At 32.9% G+C, this 20,760-nt stretch carries 16 protein-coding genes; 11 read left to right on the top strand and 5 right to left on the bottom strand.

The features are described from left to right. The first annotated feature begins 5 nt into the window (after nt 1-5). Genes JJ844_00540 through JJ844_00530 form a run of 3 tightly spaced genes read left to right on the top strand, consistent with a single transcriptional unit; the run spans nt 6 to nt 2,816 of the window. Nucleotides 6-299 (top strand): NAD(P) transhydrogenase subunit alpha, encoded by a 294-nt coding sequence (locus JJ844_00540; GenBank protein ID MBO6974166.1) that lies wholly within the window; start codon nt 6-8, stop codon nt 297-299. Nucleotides 300-307: 8 nt separating this feature from the next. Next, the gene (locus JJ844_00535) at nt 308-1,747 is read left to right on the top strand and encodes an NAD(P)(+) transhydrogenase (Re/Si-specific) subunit beta (GenBank protein MBO6974165.1); all 1,440 of its coding nucleotides are present in this window, start codon (nt 308-310) and stop codon (nt 1,745-1,747) included. Further along, a complete protein-coding gene (locus JJ844_00530; protein ID MBO6974164.1) occupies nt 1,728-2,816 on the top strand; it encodes an alpha/beta hydrolase in 1,089 nt (362 codons plus the stop codon). The genes JJ844_00535 and JJ844_00530 overlap by 20 nt, the downstream gene beginning before the upstream one ends. Here JJ844_00530 and JJ844_00525 read toward each other — a convergent pair. Further along, a complete protein-coding gene (locus JJ844_00525; GenBank protein ID MBO6974163.1) occupies nt 2,806-3,153 on the bottom strand; it encodes a (2Fe-2S) ferredoxin domain-containing protein in 348 nt (115 codons plus the stop codon). The two genes, JJ844_00530 and JJ844_00525, sit on opposite strands and share 11 nt — an antisense overlap. Nucleotides 3,154-3,471: 318 nt before the next feature. Here JJ844_00525 and JJ844_00520 point away from each other — a divergent pair, with 318 nt between their 5' ends. The 4 genes from JJ844_00520 (at nt 3,472) to JJ844_00505 (ending at nt 8,603) form a co-directional block, all read left to right on the top strand. Then, a complete protein-coding gene (locus tag JJ844_00520) occupies nt 3,472-4,527 on the top strand; it encodes an aspartate carbamoyltransferase (GenBank protein ID MBO6974162.1) in 1,056 nt (351 codons plus the stop codon). Nucleotides 4,528-4,531: 4 nt separating this feature from the next. After that, nucleotides 4,532-6,544, top strand: coding sequence for an asparagine synthase (glutamine-hydrolyzing) (asnB, locus tag JJ844_00515; protein MBO6974161.1), 2,013 nt, complete (start codon nt 4,532-4,534; stop codon nt 6,542-6,544). A 94-nt stretch (nt 6,545-6,638) separates the two neighbouring features. Then, the gene (locus JJ844_00510; GenBank protein MBO6974160.1) at nt 6,639-7,916 is read left to right on the top strand and encodes a Zn-dependent hydrolase; all 1,278 of its coding nucleotides are present in this window, start codon (nt 6,639-6,641) and stop codon (nt 7,914-7,916) included. Then, nucleotides 7,917-8,603, top strand: coding sequence for a DUF1028 domain-containing protein (locus JJ844_00505; protein ID MBO6974159.1), 687 nt, complete (start codon nt 7,917-7,919; stop codon nt 8,601-8,603). 86 nt (nt 8,604-8,689) lie between these two features. Here JJ844_00505 and JJ844_00500 read toward each other — a convergent pair whose 3' ends face one another. From JJ844_00500 to JJ844_00485, 4 genes are all read right to left on the bottom strand, one after another. Next, nucleotides 8,690-9,919: a 1-deoxy-D-xylulose-5-phosphate reductoisomerase gene (locus JJ844_00500; protein MBO6974158.1), complete on the bottom strand. Its 1,230-nt coding sequence runs from the start codon at nt 9,917-9,919 to the stop codon at nt 8,690-8,692. An 82-nt stretch (nt 9,920-10,001) separates the two neighbouring features. Beyond that, on the bottom strand, nt 10,002-11,471 hold the full coding sequence (locus JJ844_00495) for a cysteine--tRNA ligase (GenBank protein MBO6974157.1): 1,470 nt from the start codon (nt 11,469-11,471) through the stop codon (nt 10,002-10,004). Nucleotides 11,472-11,495: 24 nt separating this feature from the next. Next, nucleotides 11,496-14,426: a DNA polymerase I gene (gene polA / locus JJ844_00490; GenBank protein ID MBO6974156.1), complete on the bottom strand. Its 2,931-nt coding sequence runs from the start codon at nt 14,424-14,426 to the stop codon at nt 11,496-11,498. Next, nucleotides 14,423-15,484 (bottom strand): efflux RND transporter periplasmic adaptor subunit, encoded by a 1,062-nt coding sequence (locus tag JJ844_00485; protein ID MBO6974155.1) that lies wholly within the window; start codon nt 15,482-15,484, stop codon nt 14,423-14,425. Before JJ844_00485 ends, polA begins: the two co-directional genes overlap by 4 nt. A 144-nt stretch (nt 15,485-15,628) precedes the next feature. Here JJ844_00485 and ychF point away from each other — a divergent pair, with 144 nt between their 5' ends. The 4 genes from ychF to JJ844_00465 all read left to right on the top strand — a co-directional run bounded on the left by ychF (nt 15,629) and on the right by JJ844_00465 (nt 20,722). Beyond that, nucleotides 15,629-16,720: a redox-regulated ATPase YchF gene (gene ychF / locus JJ844_00480; protein MBO6974154.1), complete on the top strand. Its 1,092-nt coding sequence runs from the start codon at nt 15,629-15,631 to the stop codon at nt 16,718-16,720. 6 nt (nt 16,721-16,726) lie between these two features. Continuing rightward, on the top strand, nt 16,727-17,422 hold the full coding sequence (locus JJ844_00475) for a hypothetical protein (protein MBO6974153.1): 696 nt from the start codon (nt 16,727-16,729) through the stop codon (nt 17,420-17,422). A gap of 21 nt (nt 17,423-17,443) precedes the next feature. Beyond that, complete coding sequence (locus JJ844_00470; GenBank protein MBO6974152.1) at nt 17,444-19,180, top strand: hypothetical protein; 1,737 nt, start codon at nt 17,444-17,446, stop codon at nt 19,178-19,180. A 264-nt stretch (nt 19,181-19,444) separates the two neighbouring features. Then, nucleotides 19,445-20,722 carry a hypothetical protein gene (locus tag JJ844_00465; GenBank protein ID MBO6974151.1) on the top strand — a complete coding sequence of 426 codons (1,278 nt, stop codon included), beginning with the start codon at nt 19,445-19,447 and terminating at the stop codon, nt 20,720-20,722. The last annotated feature ends 38 nt before the right edge of the window (nt 20,723-20,760 follow it).

The raw sequence follows: 20,760 nt of genomic DNA, 5'->3' as shown, positions 1-20,760 counted from the left end.
AAATTATGTCTTTTATAAGTCTTCTTTGGGTTCTTTTACTTGGTAGTTTATTAGGCCTCGAGTTAATTGGAAAAGTTCCTCCTACTCTTCACACACCTCTAATGAGTGGAGCAAATGCAATTTCGGGAATAACAATGCTTGCAGCCTTGACTTTAATTGTAAAAGCAGAAGGTAACGTACCACTTTTAATAATTGGTTCAGTTTCTCTTGGATTTGCTCTTTTCAACGTTGTAGGTGGTTTCTTTGTAACTGATCGAATGCTCGCGATGTTTAGTCGTAAACCGTCAAATAAGAAGTAATTTTTAAAATGAATCTACCTGTAATCATTAAATTCGTTATTGACCTTCTAGCAGTACTTTTACTGGCTTTGGGAATAAAAGGATTGTCAAAAGTAAAATCAGCAAGGGATGCAAATAGATTAGCTGCATTTGCGATGTCGCTATCAGTAGTAGGATTACTTTCTTATTATTTAGGCACTTCGGGAATTGCTATTCAGTCTTGGATTTGGATAATAATTGGATCAATAATAGGTAGTTTATGCGGAGCAATTCTTGCAAAAAAAGTACCTATGACCTCCATGCCTGAAACAGTGGCATTGTTCAATGGTTGTGGAGGAATGTCATCACTTTTGGTGGCCTTAGGAGTAGCTATTTTTCCTATTTCTAATAGTGTAGAAAATCTTGATTTTTTAAAGTCACTGATTAATGAAGTTTCAATATCTGTTTCTATATTTGTTGGTGCCATAACTTTCACAGGTTCAATTGTGGCGATGGCAAAGTTACAGGGTTGGTTGTCAACTCCAGGATGGACTCAGAGCAAAGTTAGACATTTTGTAAATATTGTTTTTGCAGTTGCTTCCTTGATAGCCTTTTTTGATTTGATAAACGGCAATACAAGTTCTATTTGGCTTTTAGTTATAGTTTCTTCTTTATTAGGTATTGGAGTTACTTTGCCAATTGGTGGAGCTGATATGCCAGTCGTTATATCTTTATTAAATAGTTATTCAGGGATTGCAGCGGCAGCAGCAGGTTTCGTTGTAGATAGTCAGCTTTTGATAGTAGCAGGCGCAATGGTTGGAGCGGCAGGTCTAATACTTACTCAAGTAATGTGCAAGGGTATGAATAGATCATTGGTCTCAGTTCTTTTTGGAGGATCTTTATCGGCACAAAGTACAGCCTCTTCTGGTTCAGGAGAATATACAAATATAACTTCTTGCAGTGTTGAAGAATGCGCATTGACTTTAGAGGCAGCCAACAAGGTAATTATTGTTCCTGGTTATGGTCTGGCAGTAGCTCAAGCTCAACATACTTTAAGGGAAGTGACAAAAAAACTAGAGCAAAATGGTATTGAAGTTGTTTACGCAATTCATCCTGTAGCGGGGAGGATGCCTGGACATATGAATGTACTTTTAGCAGAAGCAGACGTTCCTTACGAACAACTTAAAGAGATGGACGTTGTAAATCCTGATTTTCCAGCAACGGACGTTGTTTTAGTTTTAGGAGCAAATGATGTGGTTAATCCTCAAGCTAAAAATGATAGCTCTTCTCCTTTATATGGCATGCCAGTTCTTGATGTTCAGGAAGCAAGAACGGTATTTGTAATTAAACGTGGTATGAGTGCAGGTTACTCCGGAATAAAAAATGATTTATTTGATCTGCCAAATACCTCAATGGTCTTTGGTGATGCAAAAAAGGTACTGAATGATTTGATTGGAGAATTAAAGGATCTTGGAGTTGGGGAGAAATAATAGTATATCTTTTAGTTTTTCAGATTACTTAAAAAATAAGCCATTTCGAGAAGTCTTACCTTGGATAGGTGGCGACTTACAAACTTTGAGAGATACTTTTGTTATTGATTTTGGCAAATCAAAAAAAAATAAAAAAATATTCTTTCCGATTAATAAAATTCTTTCTAAAAAATTTGAATGTGATTATCTTTTAGGTTTTTTAGAATTACCTGAAAACTTAAACTCACTTAGGGGATTTGTAATCGTTACACATGGTTTAGGGGGCTCAACTAAACGGTTTGGTTTAAGAAGAATATCTAGGAAATTAGCAAATAATGGTTTTGGAGTTCTTAAATTAAATCTAAGAGGATCTGGATCAGCGAGATATTTAGCTAAAGGAAATTATTGTGCTAGATGCTCCAGTGATGTTATTTCAGCAATTAATTATTTTAAAAAATTGATTAATTTAGAGTTCAAAGATTTTATGAAAAGGAATAATAATCTGCCAATTTACGCAGTTGGATTATCTTTAGGCGGAACAATTCTTTTAAATGCCTGCTTAGATTACGATAAAAACAAAGGAGAAAAACTTTTAGATGGCCTTGCCTGCGTGAGTACCCCTTTAGATTTATCTGCATGCAGTCTGTGTATTGAAAAGCCTAGAAATTATATCTACCAAAAATGGTTACTTCACCGCTTAAAAAATCAGTTATGGGAAGGATTTAATGATGAAGGCAAAATTCTTAATAATGAGAAATTAAGAAAAAAAATTAGAGCTTTAAAAAATATAAGGGAATTTGATCAGAAATTTACAGCTCCAAGTTGGGGATTTGATTCTTTAGAAGATTATTATGTTAAAGCTTCTCCAATATTTAGAATCCAAAACTCAATAAAAAAATTACCTCAAATTCTTTTTATTCATGCCAAGGATGATCCTTGGGTTCCATATAATACAACTTTGAATTTAAGAGGAAAATTTATTGATAAATTTACTATTTTTATAACTGAAAAAGGAGGTCATAATGGTTTTCACTCTATCAATGGCTGCTGGTCAGACGAAGTAGTAAAGAACTGGTTTATTAGTATCTAGGACTATTTAAAAAGGGTGTTTTTTTAAAAATCCATTTTTCTATTGGCTTACCGTTAATAATATGTGAGGTAAAAATTTCTGAAATTTTTTCTGGAGAAACTTTCTCGTACCAAATGCCATCAGGCCACACAAGAAGAATTGGGCCGTTCTTACATATCCTTAAACAGTCAGCTTTTGATCTTAATATATGAACGTTTTTTATATAGTGATCATTCTCAAATTTTTTTAAAGTCTTTTTCAGACATTCCCATGTTTTTTGACCTTCATTGCCTTTGAAGCATTTCTGTTTTGAGGGTGTTGCGCATAGTAGAAGGTGTTTATTTACCTTTTTTGTCATTTTTAAATCCCATTGCCATACTGCCATTAGGTCAATTCTAGGGCATGAAACAAGCCCCCGTTAAAACTCTTATTTTAAAGGGTAAAGCAACCAGTATTGCTGTTAAATTCTGAGCTGAATTAAATAATTCCTGTATTAGTTCTATACAGAAACTGATAATGATTAAACTTTTTCTGAAATTTTTCTTTTAGATCACTTGTCATAATCGATTTTTGTTTATAAAAATGTAGTTATCGTCACAAATTTTGGAACTTTAATATTTTGGGATCATATAAAGTAAAAACCTTATATAAGGAAAAATCATTTTCTTTTTCAAGAATCGGACCTGATATTTACGGCTCCACTCATCCTCAGAATTTATTATCTGAAATAAAGGAAAGAGCGGAATTTCTATATGAGTTATTGGACAGGCATGTAATTTCCATAGACCCCTTCAGTAAAGATTGTCTTCTACAACTTTTCAGGCTGGCGGCAAAATTCGAAAGTAACCCAAATAGATATATTTCCCATAACAGTCCCCTCAAGGGAAAGATACTCATAAATGCCTTTTATGAACCAAGCACCAGAACAAGGTTATCGTTTGATAGCGCATGGCACAGGCTGGGTGGCGATTCAATAAATATCACCGATAAAAGTTCCACTGGAATTGCCAAGGGAGAAACCCATCTGGATATTGCTCATATGTTTAATAATTACGGAGACTGCGTTGTCCTCAGAGAAAGCGACAATGAGGCGATCTTTGAAATGACAAAATCATTGAGAATTCCAATAATCAATGCCGGTAACGGAATCGATGAACATCCCACTCAGGCGATGTCTGATCTTTACACGATTTTTAAATGGAGACCGCATCTGGTTAACAAATCAATTGATGATAGTGAAAAAATAACCATTGGTATCATTGGAGTTCCATCACGTATGAGAACAGTCAGATCTCTTCTGAAATTATTCTGCAAGTTTCCATATTTCATAAAAAAAATTATTGTAATTTACGATGACAAATCTATTGATCAGAACGATCTATTTGATGAAGGCCAGTTGGAACAACTTATTGAATCTGGTCTAAAGATTGAGCTGGAGAAGGATATGCAAAAAGTATTGCCTTCCCTAGACGTTACATATATAAATGCAATTGCATGGGTGGGAGAAAATTATGAAGTTCATGGAAGTGCATTTAAATTGCATAGTGAGTTGCCATTTAAAAAAGATTCCATAATATTGCATCCACTTGCTCGTGGTCCTGAATTGTCAACATCACTGGATCAAACCTCAAAAAATTGGTATTTTGCTCAGTCAAGAGGAGCAGTATTTGTAAGAATGGCATTACTTACCTGTCTGATGGATAGAACAACAAGAGTAATGGATGTCGTTTAACTAGATGTGTGGAATAGGGGGGGTTTTTAATAAATCAAAAGATAAATCTGTTGAACCTCAGATTCTCGTAAATATGGCTGCTATTCAAAGCCATCGTGGACCAGACGGCTTTGGATATAAATTATCAGATGATACTTCTGTAGGATTCTGTCATGCGAGACTATCAATAATAGATTTAAATGAAGATCGAGCTAGACAGCCTTTTGTTGGAGGTGCCGAAAATCATATTTTGATGGCACATAACGGTGAATTTTATGACTTTCAAAGAATCAGGGCTGATCTTGTTGCTCAGGGCGTAAGCTTTTCTTCAAAAAGTGATTCGGAAATATTGCTTAGGCTTTATGAGAAATATGGCATTGATGAATCATTATCTTATCTGCGAGGAGAATTTGCCTTTTCATTATTTGATGCAGAACAGGATTGTCTTTATCTTGTAAGAGATCGCTTTGGGATTAAACCTCAATACTGGATTGAGACCGATGATTCCTTAATATTTGGCTCTGAATTAAAAGTATTATTCGCCCATCCATCAGTTGAAAGAAAATTTACGGGAGAAGGACTGGTTCATCAACTGATGCAGGTTATGGTCCCTGGCTCAACGGCATTTTCAGGTGTTAAACAAGTTAAGCCTGGATATATTCTTAAGGTCAAAAGAGTAAACAATAAATTTCAGATAACAGAGGAAAAGTTCTGGGATATAAATTTCCCAAAGAAAAACACTTATGAAAGAGAAAAAAGTGAAGCATATTTTATTGAAAATATTAGAAAAGAATTATTGAGAGCAGTTGAATTAAGAATGGTCGCTGATGTTCCGGTTGGCTGTTATTTATCCGGTGGAATTGATAGTTGCTCAATTTTGGGATTGGCTTCTGCCATAAGTCAAAAATCAGTAAAGGCATTCACGATTGGTTTCAGTGATGAAAGATATGATGAAACTTCGATAGCCAAAGAGATGGCAGTCGCCACAAATGCAGATCATGAGATTTTTAAAATAAATGGAGATGATCTGTATGGGAATTTTGAAAAGGTTCTATGGTTTACTGAAAGATCTATTTATAACACTCTTGCAATTGCAAAGTACCTTATGAGTAAAAGAGTGAATGAGCTCGATTATAAGGTCGTTATGACAGGAGAGGGTTCAGATGAATTGTTTGGTGGCTATCCCGCTTTTAGAAAAGATATGTATACCTATGGGGTCGGAATTTCTAATTCAGAATCTGAGAACCTTAAAGAAAATCTAGAAAATTCAAATGATATTTTCAAGGGTGCGATGCTAGCTAATGAAGAGATAAGTAATCAATCTTTCAAGGAATATTTAGGATTTACGCCAAGTTGCCTTCAACCTTGGCTTGCATGTGAAACTTATGCGAAAAGTCTAGTCTCGAGTAAATATAAAGAAATAACGGAAAATTATGATCCCGGGGGGGCAATTTTTGGAGAACTTGATCTTGAACAGTTAGAAGATAGATATGCAATTGATCAGGCTCAGTACGTTTGGATGAAGACTATGCTTGAGGGTCAAATTCTCACATGGGGTGGAGATAGAGTAGATATGTCAAATTCAATGGAAGCCAGACCTGCATTTTTAGATCATCACCTAGCTGAAGCTGCTGTTGCTGTCCCCCCTGAATTAAGGATCAAAGACAATGTCGAGAAGTATGTTTTAAGAGAAGCCATGTCAGGATTGCTGCCTGAATCATTATATAAACGTGAAAAATTTCCTTTCATGGCTCCCCCTTCCCATGCAGATAAAGATAATTTAAGTTCTATGCAGGAAATTGTGAATGAATTTTTAAGTCCTGAGAGGATAAGAGAATTTGGAATCTTGGATGAAACAGAAGTAAATAATTTGCTCAATAAATTTTTTAGTTCAGAGCCTGATGCCTCAGAAAAAGTACAATTGGATGCAATAATCAATCATCTTTTAAGCGTTCAGATCTTATATAAGATTTTTATAATTGAGGATATCCCTGATAAGGCTCAAAAGATGGCTGAAAATTTGGGCTGGAAAGTTTGAATTAGTTTCTTAAAGTAATTTCCGAAAAGGTGTAAACCAATACAGGTTTTATTTGAAAAATAAGAGATCTTAAGTGGGTTTAAGTAATAGAAGTATGAGCTATAGCGCTGGTTTAAATATCCTTGAGCCACAGGTAATAAATAGGGAGAGAATCCAAGACTTGATAAATTCTTTTTCTTCAATCGGAGCTTCTGAGAATGGTTCTGTTTCAAGAAGAGGTTTTTCTGATGAAGATATTTATGCAAGAAATTTTTTTATGAAAACCCTTAAGGAATTAGGTTTACAAATAAGAATAGATTCTGCAGGAAATATTATTGCAAGATTAGATGGGCATGATAATAATTTACCTCCCATTGTTACTGGATCTCATCTCGACACTGTTCCAAAGGGAGGTAAGTATGACGGCACTTTAGGAGTGATTGCAGGAATTGAAATTGCTTTTTTTCTTCAGGAAAATGACATTAAATTAAATAGACCATTTGAAATAATTGTCTTTGCTGATGAAGAATCGACAATGATTGGTTGTAAAGGCTTTACAGGTAATTTATCTGCAAATGAAGAAGATTTTGTTACCAGTAATTCTTGCTCAATAATTGATAATCTTTCTAGGATTGGTGGAAATTGGCTTGAGATTAAAAGTGCGGCAAGAAGTAAAAAAGATATATTCGCTTTTCTTGAATTACATGTTGAACAGGGAAAGGTACTTGAGGATGGTGGTTTGGATATCGGAATTGTTAATGGAATAGTAGGTCAAAAAAGAATCACCGTTAGGGTTAAAGGTCAGGCAAATCATGCTGGAACTACACCGATGTCAAATAGAAATGACGCACTTTTGGCCGCCTCTAAAATTATTGTTGGCATTGAACATATAGCTAAAACTACTTCTGAAAGTGCAGTCGCAACAGTTGGTAAATTGAAATTACATCCCAATGCGGCAAATGTTATTCCAGGAGAGGCAGTATTCACGATAGATATGAGAGATTTAGATGAAGATGTACTTGGGAAAATGAGTTTAAGAATTGAGAATCTATGCTCAGAAATTCAAGAAGTTAATGGATGCGTAGTACAGATAGAACCTCAATTTGAAGTGATTCCCACTAAGTCATGTCCTAAGTTAGTTAGCTCTTCATTTCATGAATCTGAAAAGTTGGGATTTAAAACTGGAATATTACCAAGCAAAGCAAGTCATGACTCACAAGAAATAGGGAGGATCTGTCCTATGGTCATGATCTTTGTTCCGAGCAGAAATGGTCTGAGTCATTCCTATAAGGAATATACTTCTCTTGATCAATGCTCTAATGGTATTGAGGTTTTATTGAATACAATATTTTCCATTGATAATAATTTTTTAGACAAGCCTCTAATGATATAAATGACATTTTCAATTATTGGTTTTGATCCTTTAAAAAATAGATTTGGTGTTGCAGTTTCTTCTTGTCATATAGCTGTTGGCTCAACAGTTTCATTCGTTAGATCAAAGGTTGGTGCTGTTGCAACTCAAGGGCAAACTAATCCTTATTTAGGATTAAGAAGTCTTGATTCACTTCAATCCTGCTCTGATTCAAAAATTGTTTTGGAAGATTTAATTAAAGAAGATTTTGGCAGGGAAAAAAGACAGGTTCACCTAATTGATAAGTATGGGAGAAGTGCATGCTGGACAGGTCAAGAATGTTTTCAGACAAGTGGACATATAACTGGAGAAAACTTTTCTGTAGCTGGCAATTTTCTAGAGAATATTGAAGTTCTTGAGGTGATGGCTGATGTTTTTAAACAAAGTGATCCAAATATCAAATTAGGGAAAAGACTACTTGATGCTCTTAATGCAGGAGAAAATATAGGTGGAGATAGACGAAGCCCCCGTTCAACTTCAAGCGCCCTAAAGGTAAGCGGAGAACTTGGCTTTCCTCTTCTAGACCTTAGAGTTGATTATCATGATTCTTCTGTAGATGAACTAATTAGAATTTATAGACATAGTCAAAGTGAATGGGCCCAGGAATGGAGAGATTCAATGAATGACTTGCCTGAAATGAATATGAAACGAGAATTCAGAGTGGCATAAAGTTTAAAGATGAAAGACTTTGCTTGTAAGTTCAGCATCCAATAGTCGTAAGAAATGGTTAGTTAGGTGACTTTTAATATTCACTTTTATCCAATACTTACGTATTTTTTCCCTTTTTTAATTTCTTGCTCAACAAAAACTCTGGCCCAATTGTCTACTTCAAGAATATCCTCCAATTCGGGACTTAAATTCAAATTCTCCTTGTGTGATTCACAAGCTTTACTTATAAATGTTGGAATTTCTTGAAAAGAAATTTTTTCTTTAAGGAATTGTTCAACAGCCATTTCATTAGCAGCATTTAAGACTGCAGGCATAGTCCCAGAATATTTTCCTGCGGCATAGGCAAGTCCCATGCATGGATATTTAAACTCGTCTGGCTCTTTAAAAGTTAATTTTCCAATTTCACTTAGGTTTAATCTTTTCCAATTTGTTTTAAATCTTTCAGGCCAACTCATCGCATATAAGATAGGTAGTTTCATATCTGGCCAACCTAATTGAGCTAATACTGAAGAATCTTCCATCTCAATCATTGAATGAATAATACTTTGAGGGTGGATAACTATTTCGATATTTTCGTAAGAGGTCCCAAATAAATAATGAGCTTCTATAACTTCTAATCCTTTATTCATAAGAGTTGCAGAATCTACAGTTATTTTTTTTCCCATATCCCAATTAGGATGTGAAGTTGCATCTTCCACTGTGACATGCTTTAAATCCTCAACGGCCCAATCTCTGAAAGCACCACCAGAAGCTGTTAAATGTATGGCTTTTAAACCTTTAGGTATCTCTCCTGTTGAAAAATCTGCATTTTCATAATTGGGTAATCCTTGTAAGCATTGAAAGATAGCAGAGTGTTCTGAATCAGCAGGTAAAAGCCTACTATTATTTTTCTTTAATGCAGGAATAACAATTGGCCCTGCCGCAATTAAAGTTTCTTTGTTAGCAAGTGCAATATTTTTCCCCGCATTAATTGCTGACATTGTTGGAATTAAGCCTGCACAGCCTACTATCCCTGTAACCACAGTATCTGCCTTATCCCATGCTGCAACTGCGTTAATCCCCTCCTTCCCACTTAAAACCAAGGGTGCACTATCTAAATCTAAGTTATTAATATTATCTTTTAAATCTTCTATAAGATTTTCATCCTCAATCGCAACTACTTCTGGTTTATGTGTTTTAACTTGTTCAGTTAATAAATTAATATTTTTCCCCGCCGAAAGAGCTACGGCTTTAAACTTATCAGGCTGCTCACTGGCTATTTCGAGAGTTTGAGTCCCAATTGAACCAGTAGAACCGAGCACAGTAATGTATTTCAATTTTCTCTGATATTTCTAATATCTTCCCATTTAAAGGTGTATTTAAAAAACAAAAATTTCAAATTGGTTTTTTTCTTAAAATTTAGACCCTTATCCAAGTTGTTATTTCCTTTGATTGATCAATAAGTTCAATACCTTTTTCTTTTAACAAATTCCTAATTTCATCGGCCTTCGTATAATTCTTTTCTTTTTTTGCTTTCAATCTTTCATTAATAAGCATTAATATTTCTTCTTCTGTTATTTTACTTTCTTTTACTAAAACCTCTTTTTTAAGACCAAGTACCTCAGTCAACTTTTCAAGAGTTTTAAAATTCTCAAGTAGAAAGAATTTTTCATTTAGGTCTATTTTAAAACCTTCAACCCTTTGAAATTGGTTTAAAAAGTTTTTTAATGGTTTTGCTAAATCGTAAATAATTGCAATAGCACCTGCTGTATTAAGGTCATTTCCCAGAGCCTCAGAAAATTTAAGCTTTTTTTGAGATAATTCAAAGCTTATTTTCTCTTTATATTCGTCTTCGATAGATTCATTCTTATCAATAGATTTAAAAGCACCTTTTGTAAGGTCCAACAAAGAAAGGGCTACATTAATGTTTTTCCAAGCCTCTGAAGCACTCCTTAAAGCTTCTTCAGTAAAATCAAGTGGTTTTCTATAATTCACAGTCATAACAAAATATCGTAAAGTCATAGGGCTAATACCTGATTTAATTAGCTCTCTGATAGTTTTAAAATTTTTAAGAGATTTACTCATCTTTTGTCCATTTACATTGACCATCCCATTGTGTAACCAATAGTTCGCTAGCTTTTTGCCATTGGCAGCTTCTGATTGGGCGATTTCATTCTCATGATGTGGAAAAATCAAATCAGAGCCACCTAAATGGATATCGATAGTATCTCCTAATTCATCTTTAACCATAGCCGAACATTCAATATGCCATCCTGGCCTACCTCTACCCCATGGCGAATCAAAAAATGGTTCATCATCTTTGGCTTTTTTCCATAGCGCAAAATCTTGTGGATTAAGTTTTTTACTATTTTCCTCATTAACCATTCTTCCTTGTTGATTAATATTTTGTTCTTTTAAATTTTGATTACTTAGCTTTCCATAATTTTTATTTTTGAAAACAGAATAATAAACGTCTCCATCCCTAGAGTATGCATAACCTTTGTCCTCAAGGATTGTTATGAAGGAGCAGATATTGCATATATGATTCGTTGCTCTTGGCATGCTATCCGGACGCATTATCCCTAAAGAATCCATATCTTTATGAAATTCAATGATATTCTTTTCAGATACTTCCTTCATTGAACTGCTTTCTTCTTTAGCCCTCTTTAAGATCTTGTCATCAATATCTGTAAAATTTTGAACATACTTCACTTTGAAATTACTGTAAATTAAAAATCTTCTCAATACATCCCAAGCTATATAACTTCTGGCATGACCAAGATGACATAAATCATAAACAGTAACTCCACAACAATAAATTTTAACAACATCATCAATAGGCTTAAAAACCTCAACTCTTTTGCTTAAAGTATTAAAAAGTTTGATCATCTTAAATTTAGTATTTCATAAGGTTTATTTTGTCTCCATCCAATTGTCTCCAATACCAATATCAACTAAAAGAGGCACATTTAATTTTACACAATCTTCCATAGTCTTCTTTACTAATTTTGTCGTAAATTCCAAAGAATCTGGTTCAACTTCAAACAATAATTCATCATGTACTTGTAAAAGCATTTTTGCGGGAACATTCATTTCTATGAATTTCTTATTTAGTTGAACCATTGCAATTTTAATAATGTCTGCACTTGAACCCTGAATTGGTGCATTAGCTGCGGCTCTTAATGACTGTGCTTCCATGCCAGCCCTTCTTGCAGATTGCAGGTCAATTTCGTAAGGATCTTTTCCTATTAGTCTTCCAAGTCCATTTTTATCAAACTTAAATTCTCTCTTTCTACCAAAAATTGTTTTTACATAACCTTTTGATAAGGCAAGCCTTTCTTGGAGTTCAAGAAATTTGAAAATTTTTGAATATCTTTCTTTGTATTTTATTAGGAATTCTTTTGCCTCTGGAGTACTTACTCCTGTTGAACGGGCAAACTTTTTAATTCCCATACCATAGATAACTCCGAAATTTATTGTTTTCCCAACTCTCCTCTCATCAGAGGAAATTTCTTCTTTCTCAAAAATTAATCTTGCAGTCAAAGAATGAATGTCATTATTTTTATGAAATGCATTTATTAGTATTTCTTCATCCGCTAAGTGAGCGAGTATTCTTAATTCGATCTGAGAATAATCAGCTGATAAAAGTTTCCAATTTTTTTCAGGCAAGAATGCTTTTCTGATTCTCCTACTAAATTCAGTCCTAACCGGGATATTTTGAAGATTAGGATTGCTACTACTTAGTCTCCCAGTCGCTGTAGCAGCTTGATTAAAGTTTGTATGAACTCTTCCTGTCTTTTCGTTAATAAGATTTGGAAGAGCATCAATATAGGTGCTAAGTAATTTGCTAAGAGTTCTATGTTTTATTAAATGTTGGATTATTTCATGTTCGTCGACTAATCTTTCCAGAACTACTGCATCTGTACTCCATCCTGTTTTTGTTTTCCGTGATTTTTTCTTATCCAAATTTAATTTTTCAAACAAGATCTCACCAAGTTGTTTTGGTGAAGATAGATTGAAACTCTCCTCTGCTAACTCATAAACTTTACTTTGAATATCTTCTAAGGTACTTTTTAATTCTTTTGAGAGTTTATCCAAATAAGGGATGTCGATGGTTATGCCATTCATTTCCATTTGGGACAATACCGGCTCTAAAGGTAGCTCGATTTCTTCGAACAATTTGATTAATTCATCTTTTTCCTTTGAAAAACTTTCCTTAAAAATTTTTACAATCTTAAAAGTTAGAAAAACATCATAACCGCAGTAAATACTTGCTTCATCAATATCAACAAATGAAAAGTCTTTATTCTTCCCAACGGTTTCCTTAAATGAGGGGGGCTTAAATCCAAATAATCTAGAACTAATTTCACCCAACCCATGTTTCTCCTGATTATTAAGAAGGTAGTCTGCTAACAAGGTGTCAAAGGTTACGCCTTTAAGATCAAGTCCATGATTAAAAAATATTTGCCTATCAAATTTAGAATTTTGGAGTGCCTTTTCTTTGTTTGGATCTTCTATCCAATTTCTTAGCTTTGAGAAAACATCTTCAATTGATAATTGATTGGAAGTCTCTTTTTTTGTTTGATGACCAAGAGGTATATAAAATAAATCATCATTTTCTTCTCCAAGACATAACCCTATCCCAACAAGTTCTGCATCGATTGGATTCAAACTATTGGTCTCTGTATCTAAAGAAACTATTTGATTGGTCTTATCTAGTCTTTGGATTAATTTATCAAGTAATTCGAAATCATTTACAACAGTTACGTTGATTTTAGGTATTTTGTTTTCACTATTTTCTAATTCACTTTTACTAGGGACCTTTGGATCTTTCTCCTCCTCTTTAGCCACATTATTTTTGTCAAAACCACCTTTGCTGAAAGTTGAATTGAAAATATCAATTTGTCTAAGTAGTGTTGATAGTTCTAATTTTTTCAGTGACTCTGAAAGTAGTTCTTGATTTATATTTTTTAATTCATAACCGTTACTTAAAATCAAAGGCACCTCAGTATTTATTTTTGCTAAATCTCTGGAAAGAAAAGCATTATGTTTATCGTTTCTGAGCTTTTCTATAACTGAACCTTTGATGAATCCTTTATATTTCTTATCATTGTTCTGCTGAATCTTGTCCAAAGCCTGATAGATTCCATCAAGCGTATCGTTCTCTTTTAGTAGATTAATTGCAGTTTTTGGACCTACCCCTTTAATACCAGGAATATTATCAGAACTATCACCAGTTAGGGCTTTAAGATCAACTACTCTTTCTGGCGCAACACCTAATTTTTCTTTTACTCCATTTTCATTCATAAGAGTTGGATTGCCACTTTTCGCATATGGACCACCACCCATATAAAGTACATAAATATCTTTTTGATCATCTACTAATTGAAATAAGTCCCTATCTCCAGAAAGAATATTCACGCACCATCCCTTAGAAGAAGCATCATTTGCAATTGTGCCTAAAAGATCATCAGCTTCATAACCGGGAGATTTAAAAATTGGTAAATTAAGGCTTTCTTCTAAAATGATTTCTAGTTGTTCAATATCCTGAAAAAAAACATCTGGTGCTACATCTCTATTGGCCTTATAATTTGGATCTAATTCATGTCTGAAAGTTGGTTTTTCGGTATCAAACGTAATACAAACACCCTCAGGACTAATATTTTTGCAATTATCAAGAAGACTTTTTAGAAATCCATAAGTCACACTTGTTGGGAATCCTTCTTTAGTTGTTAAACCTCCATCAATCCCTTTGCTAAATGCATAGAAGCTTCTAAAAGCAAGTGAGTGACCATCGACTAAAAGTAAAATTGGTTTTTTAGAGTTTTCAGATTTTAAACTCATTTTCTCTTCTTAGCCCAAGGTGGAATATCAATAAAGATTTGCTCTCCAGGTTCTAATCCATCAATTACTGAAGTTTTATTTCCACTACTAATACCAATTTCGATTTTTTCAAATTTGGGAGAATTGTTTTTATCAACTTTCAAAATTCCTTTTTCACCTTTTTCAGTGACAATAGAAACTGTTGGCACTAAGATCTTTTCTTCATTCCCTTGGACTCTAAATTCAAGATCTGCAGTCATTCCAATTTTAATTTCTTCAGAAATATCTTTAAAATTTAAAGTTACTTCGAATGAGGTTACATTATTATCTTTTACAGCTCTTGTAGCTATTTTTTTAACTATGGCACTATATTTTTTTGATGGATAAGCCTCAATTCTTACTGAGGCTTCTTGACCTATTTTTATTCTGCCAATGTCACTCTCAGGAACTTTCGCAACAATTTCTAGGCCCTCTGATAGTTCAAAAATAAAGTTTTTGGTTTTAGGGTCTGAACTTAAGTTTGTACTTGGTGTGACATAAGATCCTATCTCAGCATATTTTGCAGTTATCTTCCCTCCATAAGGAGCTTTAATTAGATAGAAACTTTTTTCAGCTTTTGCATCATTAAGTTTTGCGCTACTAATGTTGTAGTTATTTTTATAACTTTCATAGTCTTCTTTACTTACCGCACCTTCTTGATATAAATATTCTCTTCTTAAAAATTCAGATTTTTGTTTTTCTACATTTAATTCAAGTTCTTCAATTTTATAGATAAAGTCTTCATCATCAAGAGAAGCTAGAACCTGATCTTTTTTTACAAGATCCCCCTCATCTACTTTGATTTCTTTTATTACGCCTTGCTTCCGAGGCCCAATATTGCTTGTCCTTATTGCTTTTACTTCACCACTAGTATTAATTGAATCTGAGAGGATTCCTTTTTCCACTTGAACTACAAAATCAGAAATATCTTTTGACTTATTTTTCTTGAAGGCATTGGTTATAAAAACGAAAAATATAGCTAGAGAAAGCAGCATAATTCCACTTCTTAAATTTATATTTTTTTTTATTAAATCAAACATTTCTTTTTAAAAGCAGAAGTAGAGAATATTTAGGAACTAAATAAATAATCAAGACGATTATAATTAACTTATCCAAGATTGGTTAAGTAAATACTATATTACTAGAAGATGTTTTCTTGATAATTTTTCCATAAGTTTTTTCAAATGTTAAAAGCAGGTATTATTGGATTACCAAATGTTGGAAAATCAACTCTATTTAATGCACTTGTAGAAAATGCTAAGGCCCAAGCGGCTAATTTTCCCTTTTGTACGATAGAGCCTAATAAAGGCATAGTTTCAGTCCCAGATCAAAGGTTGCAAGAGTTAGGTGATCTAAGTTCTAGCCAAAATATTATCCCAACAAAAATTGAATTTGTAGATATCGCAGGACTAGTAAAAGGAGCTAATAAAGGAGAAGGTTTGGGAAATAAGTTTTTATCAAATATTAGGGAGGTTGATGCAATAGTTCATGTTGTGAGGTGCTTTGAAGATAGTGATGTAATTCATGTTTCCGGTAAGGTAGATCCCTTGGATGACATTGAGATAATTAATCTGGAATTGAATTTAGCTGATTTATCCCAACTCCAAAAAAGAAGAGAAAGAATTAAAAAACAGGTTAGAACTAGTAAAGAAGCAGCAAAAGAAGATAATTTACTAGAAAAAATTGAAGAAGAGCTACAGAAAGGACTTTCAGTTAGATCAATATCTTTGAGTGAAGAAGAAAATTTAATAATTAAGCAACTAGGCTTCCTTACTGCTAAACCAATTATTTACGCAACAAATTTGAATGAAAATGATTTAGCTGAAGGTAATGATTTTTCATCAAAAGTTCAGAGTTTTGCAAGCAAAGAAAATACAGAATGTATAAAAATATCAGCGCAAGTTGAATCTGAATTAATAGAGTTAGAACCAGAAGATAAAAAAGACTATCTTATTGGTTTAGGAGTAGAGGAAGGGGGGTTAAGTTCTTTAATTAGATCAACATATAAATTATTGGGATTAAAAACTTATTTCACTACTGGAGAAAAGGAGACAAAAGCATGGACCATAAAAGATGGGATGACTGCGCCACAAGCAGCAGGCGTAATTCATACTGATTTTGAAAAAGGATTTATAAGAGCTCAGACTATTTCGTATCAAAATTTAATTGATTCAGGTTCATTTGCTAACGCAAAAAATAAAGGGTTACTCAGAAGTGAAGGTAAAGAGTATGTAGTGAATGAAGGAGATGTCATGGAGTTTTTATTTAATGTTTAAAGTGAGATGAAAAAGATTCAGTCAGAACTACCTATTTTTTATGAAACAGCTCATGCAGAATTAGCTTCCGCCTTGGAAATGCTTGCGGCATGCAAAGGAACTAACTCTTCCAAGCAAGCATTCGGTTATTTTATGCATGCTAAAGATGAATATATTCATGCTGGATATTTTTTTAAGATGCTTTCTAAAAGAGGAAAGATAGCCTCAGTTGAAAAAGCTAGAGATTTTAGATTTACACCTCCCTCATTAATAACAAAGGGTTACATCTCCAATAAAGGCTTTCTGATAGATACAATGAAATTTAAAGACTTTATTGCTTTTGTTTATACAAACGAACTTTTAGCAAAATCATCTTTTGAAAAGATATTAACTTTAGTTGGAAGTAATACTCAAGAAGGAAGAATAATTTCAGGCGTTATGAAAGATGAACTTCGTCATCATGGAATGGCTAAAAAACATTTTTTAAAAAACTACTCTGCTTTACAGCCTTGGCAGTTAATTATTTACCGGATTAGAGAGACTGTAAATAATAAAGGAAGAAAAATATATGATGCAAATTTAAAGGTTCTTGATAGACTTCTGACTCCCTTATATATAGTTATGGCTTATTTGGCTGGAACTATTTCTAAGAAATTAAATTTAAATGAATTTAAAAGAAAAGGTAAAAATCTTATGGATATTTCAACCAACTCTATTCTTTAGAGTATTTAGTAATTAAAGAAAATGTTTATTGGAGTAACTGGATATAATCATGAATCCTCGGCTGCATTAGTTGATAGAAATGGATTACTTATCGATTTTTGTAGAGAAGAGTCTCTAAGTCAAATAAAGGGTGATAAATCTTTTCCAAAGCGGTCTATAAAAAAAATATTAGATACTAATAAACTTAATTTAAAAGATATCGAAAAAGTCGCATTCTATGAAAGGCCTCTAAGTGCATTCTTACATATCGTAAAAGAAGCTTCTAATCATATGCCAAAAAGCCTAGAGCTGCTTTCTCATCAGTTTCGTAATTTTAATCGTTCATCAGTTTCTTGTTACCTAGATTTTGCAAAAATTTTTAGAGGATTAGAGACTAAATTAATTTATTGTGATCACCATTTATCCCATACCTTAACTGCTCTTGCGTATTCAAATTCTAAAGAAGATATTTGCTCTGTGGTTGTTGATGGATTTGGAGATAGAAGCACGGCTTCAATTAGTCAAATAGTGGATCCTACTGAGATTAATGAGTTGTGGGAATGTCCATATCCTATTTCTCTAGGTCTTTTCTATTCAAGTATTACTGATTACTTAGGGTTTGCAATTAATGAAGGTGAATATAAAGTTATGGGATTAGCTTCTTTTGGTGATTCAAACAGTAAATTAGCAAAGTTAGTAAGAGGGCTAATGGACTGGGATTCAACTTCTAATAAAATAATTTCTGATATGAGTTATTTTGATTATCACTTATCAATATCTAACTCATTCAGCAGTAAATTAGAAGACTTATTAGGCCCTGCTCGCAATCCGTTCGTTCAACTTATTCCGGGAAATAATGATTTTAAGAGATATGCAGACATAGCAAGGGGAGCCCAAGATTTGGTAACTTATCTACTTAGAAAAATTTTTACCCATGCCTATAAAATAACTAGTTCTAGAAGATTTCTTTTTTCAGGTGGAGTTTCTATGAACTCAGCATCAATTGATAGTCTTGCGCAACTGCCATTTGTTGATGAGATAATTATTCCACCAAGTCCTGGGGACGCTGGGTGTGCCATAGGAGCTGCTTTATATTGCTATATAAAATCTAATTCCTATAGTGGTTTAAATATTTCCAAGCCTTCTTTATTTCCTTCTTTAAAAGAGATAAGAAATGATGAACTTATCACAGAGCAAATTATTTCAAATGAATTTACTTTTCTCGAGAGAAATGAAGACGCTGCTTTTTTAAAAGCTGCTGAACTTATAAGTGCAGGAGAAGTTGTCGGGACAGTTTTATCTTGCAGTGAAACAGGTCCAAGAGCATTAGGCAACAGATCTCTAATATGTGATGGAAAAAATAAAGATGCTGTAAAAAACTTAAATACTGTCATAAAGAATAGAAGTCCCTTTAGGCCAACTTCTCCAGCTATGAGATATGAAATTGCGAAAAAATATTATAAATTAAGGCCCGAAATTATTGATTGCTATAAATCTATGAGTGCAACATGCGAATGTCTTAAAGATAATGTTTCTTTGAAATTTCCTACAACGCATGTTGATGGAACAGCACGTATTCAAATTGTTGAAAATAACTCTTCTCTAGGTAAATTATTTTCTAAGTTAGAGCCTTTGGGAATCGAAATACTTGCTAACTCTTCACTAAATGTTAGTGGGGATCCTACTTGCTTTGACTTGGTTGATGGACTTATGGTTTGTTCGAGAACAAAATTAAGTTATCTTTTAACTGACTTAGGATTGCTAAAAAGAAAAACTTAAAAATTTAAATGTTTAGTTTTTTTCGATTTTTAAAACATATCACAGTATCTGCGTGGAAGAATGCAACTCCTATTCAGGCCGCTTTGATAACAGCAATTTTGTTGGCTATCATTTTGATTTTAATAATCAGCGTAGTGCAAGTAATCGTTCCTTTTACTTATATTGCGATTTAGCTTTTGTTGATAAGGTTTTAATAATTTTGAATTGTTAGATTTAATATTCATTTTAAAATATATTTGTAATTAATATATTTATATCTTCAAAATGAGGAGTAAAAATGAAATTATAAAGTTTATAGTTTATACCAGTATATTTATTCCAGTAATAATTTTTATTTTAGAAATAACACTCTTTGTTGTAAATAAATCAAATACAAAATTAACTAATGGAACAAGATATGATTCTTTAACTGGCTGGAGAGAAAATTGTGCTAATAAGTACGCTAATCCAGAAAATTATAAATTTTTAATTTGCGATCGAAATGGTTTTATTAAGACTCCTTATGAAAATGACAGGAAGCAAAAGGATACATATGGAATTTTGCTTCTTGGTAATAGTGTTGCGATGGGGGAAGGACTTTATGGTTTTGATAATGCTAAAACTTTTGCTAGTCAATTAGAAAAAAACTTAAGAAATGAAAATCCTAGAATTGATCTTATAAACGGGGCTTATTCAGGTTTTAATACATGGCAAGAACATGTAGAAACTTTTAGATATTTAAACTCTGAACCATTTAATGATTATTTGCCATCTCTAGATCTAATCGTGAGTTTTGGAGGTATCCAAGATTTTTGGAATTTTATGAGACTTTTAGTAAAAAATGATGAAAAGAGAAATGAATATAGTTTTGCTAATGGCATGATGATTAATAAAAATAATATTGAGTACGTAAATTTTTTAACTAGCAGCTCACTAGGAAATATAAGAAGTGGTTTTATTGCATTCTTAAATTCGATAAAAAAAGGCAGTTATTTACTTACCTTTCTAGATGATTTGAGATCTATTAATAAAGTGAAGCCAGGTATTATGGAAAGGAAACAGTTAACAATAAATGCAGAAACAAATATAAAAAATAAGAATCTTAAAGAGGTCCTGGAACAGAGATTAAATTTAGATTTCGCAGAATATGAAAAGATTAAAAATTATGCAATTCAATCTACATTAAGGAATATTAGTTCTACTGCTAATCTTGATTTAGATAGCAAATATATTTATGTATATGCACCTAATTACTTTAGTTCTCTATCGAAAGAGCAATTAAATGGGCAAAATTATAAATATTTAATTGGGATAAAACATTTGATTGGGAATCCTATTTTCCCACCTAAAATTTCAGAGAGAGAGATCTACTTGATTGAGAAAGATTATAGAGAAACCTTGGCTGAAGAAATAGAAAAAAATAAAAATATAATTTATATTGATTATTCGCTAAAGGCTGAATCGAGTAGTTGGTTTTTGGACTATAGTCATTTTACTGAATTTGCAGCTAGTAAAATAAGTTCAAAACTTGCTGAAGATATAATTGAGGTAATAAATAGATAGATTTTAAAATTAAAATTTTAAAAATATTAAATATTATG

This window comes from Prochlorococcus marinus CUG1435, from assembly GCA_017644375.1.
In the GTDB taxonomy this organism is placed as follows: Bacteria; Cyanobacteriota; Cyanobacteriia; order PCC-6307; family Cyanobiaceae; genus Prochlorococcus_A; species Prochlorococcus_A marinus_AH.
Note: the sequence above shows the minus strand (reverse complement) of the source record. Positions and strands in the feature narration are given on the sequence as shown.

Bases quoted from the DNA above. Each gene is read 5' to 3' on its own strand.
- JJ844_00540 (MBO6974166.1), top strand. From the start codon at position 6: ATGTCTTTTATAAGTCTTCTTTGGGTTCTTTTACTTGGTAGTTTATTA.
- JJ844_00535 (MBO6974165.1), top strand. From the start codon at position 308: ATGAATCTACCTGTAATCATTAAATTCGTTATTGACCTTCTAGCAGTA.
- JJ844_00525 (MBO6974163.1), bottom strand. From the start codon at position 3,153: ATGACAAAAAAGGTAAATAAACACCTTCTACTATGCGCAACACCCTCA.
- asnB (MBO6974161.1), top strand. From the start codon at position 4,532: ATGTGTGGAATAGGGGGGGTTTTTAATAAATCAAAAGATAAATCTGTT.
- JJ844_00510 (MBO6974160.1), top strand. From the start codon at position 6,639: ATGAGCTATAGCGCTGGTTTAAATATCCTTGAGCCACAGGTAATAAAT.
- JJ844_00505 (MBO6974159.1), top strand. From the start codon at position 7,917: ATGACATTTTCAATTATTGGTTTTGATCCTTTAAAAAATAGATTTGGT.
- JJ844_00495 (MBO6974157.1), bottom strand. From the start codon at position 11,471: ATGATCAAACTTTTTAATACTTTAAGCAAAAGAGTTGAGGTTTTTAAG.
- polA (MBO6974156.1), bottom strand. From the start codon at position 14,426: ATGAGTTTAAAATCTGAAAACTCTAAAAAACCAATTTTACTTTTAGTC.
- JJ844_00485 (MBO6974155.1), bottom strand. From the start codon at position 15,484: ATGTTTGATTTAATAAAAAAAAATATAAATTTAAGAAGTGGAATTATG.
- ychF (MBO6974154.1), top strand. From the start codon at position 15,629: ATGTTAAAAGCAGGTATTATTGGATTACCAAATGTTGGAAAATCAACT.
- JJ844_00475 (MBO6974153.1), top strand. From the start codon at position 16,727: ATGAAAAAGATTCAGTCAGAACTACCTATTTTTTATGAAACAGCTCAT.
- JJ844_00470 (MBO6974152.1), top strand. From the start codon at position 17,444: ATGTTTATTGGAGTAACTGGATATAATCATGAATCCTCGGCTGCATTA.
- JJ844_00465 (MBO6974151.1), top strand. From the start codon at position 19,445: ATGAGGAGTAAAAATGAAATTATAAAGTTTATAGTTTATACCAGTATA.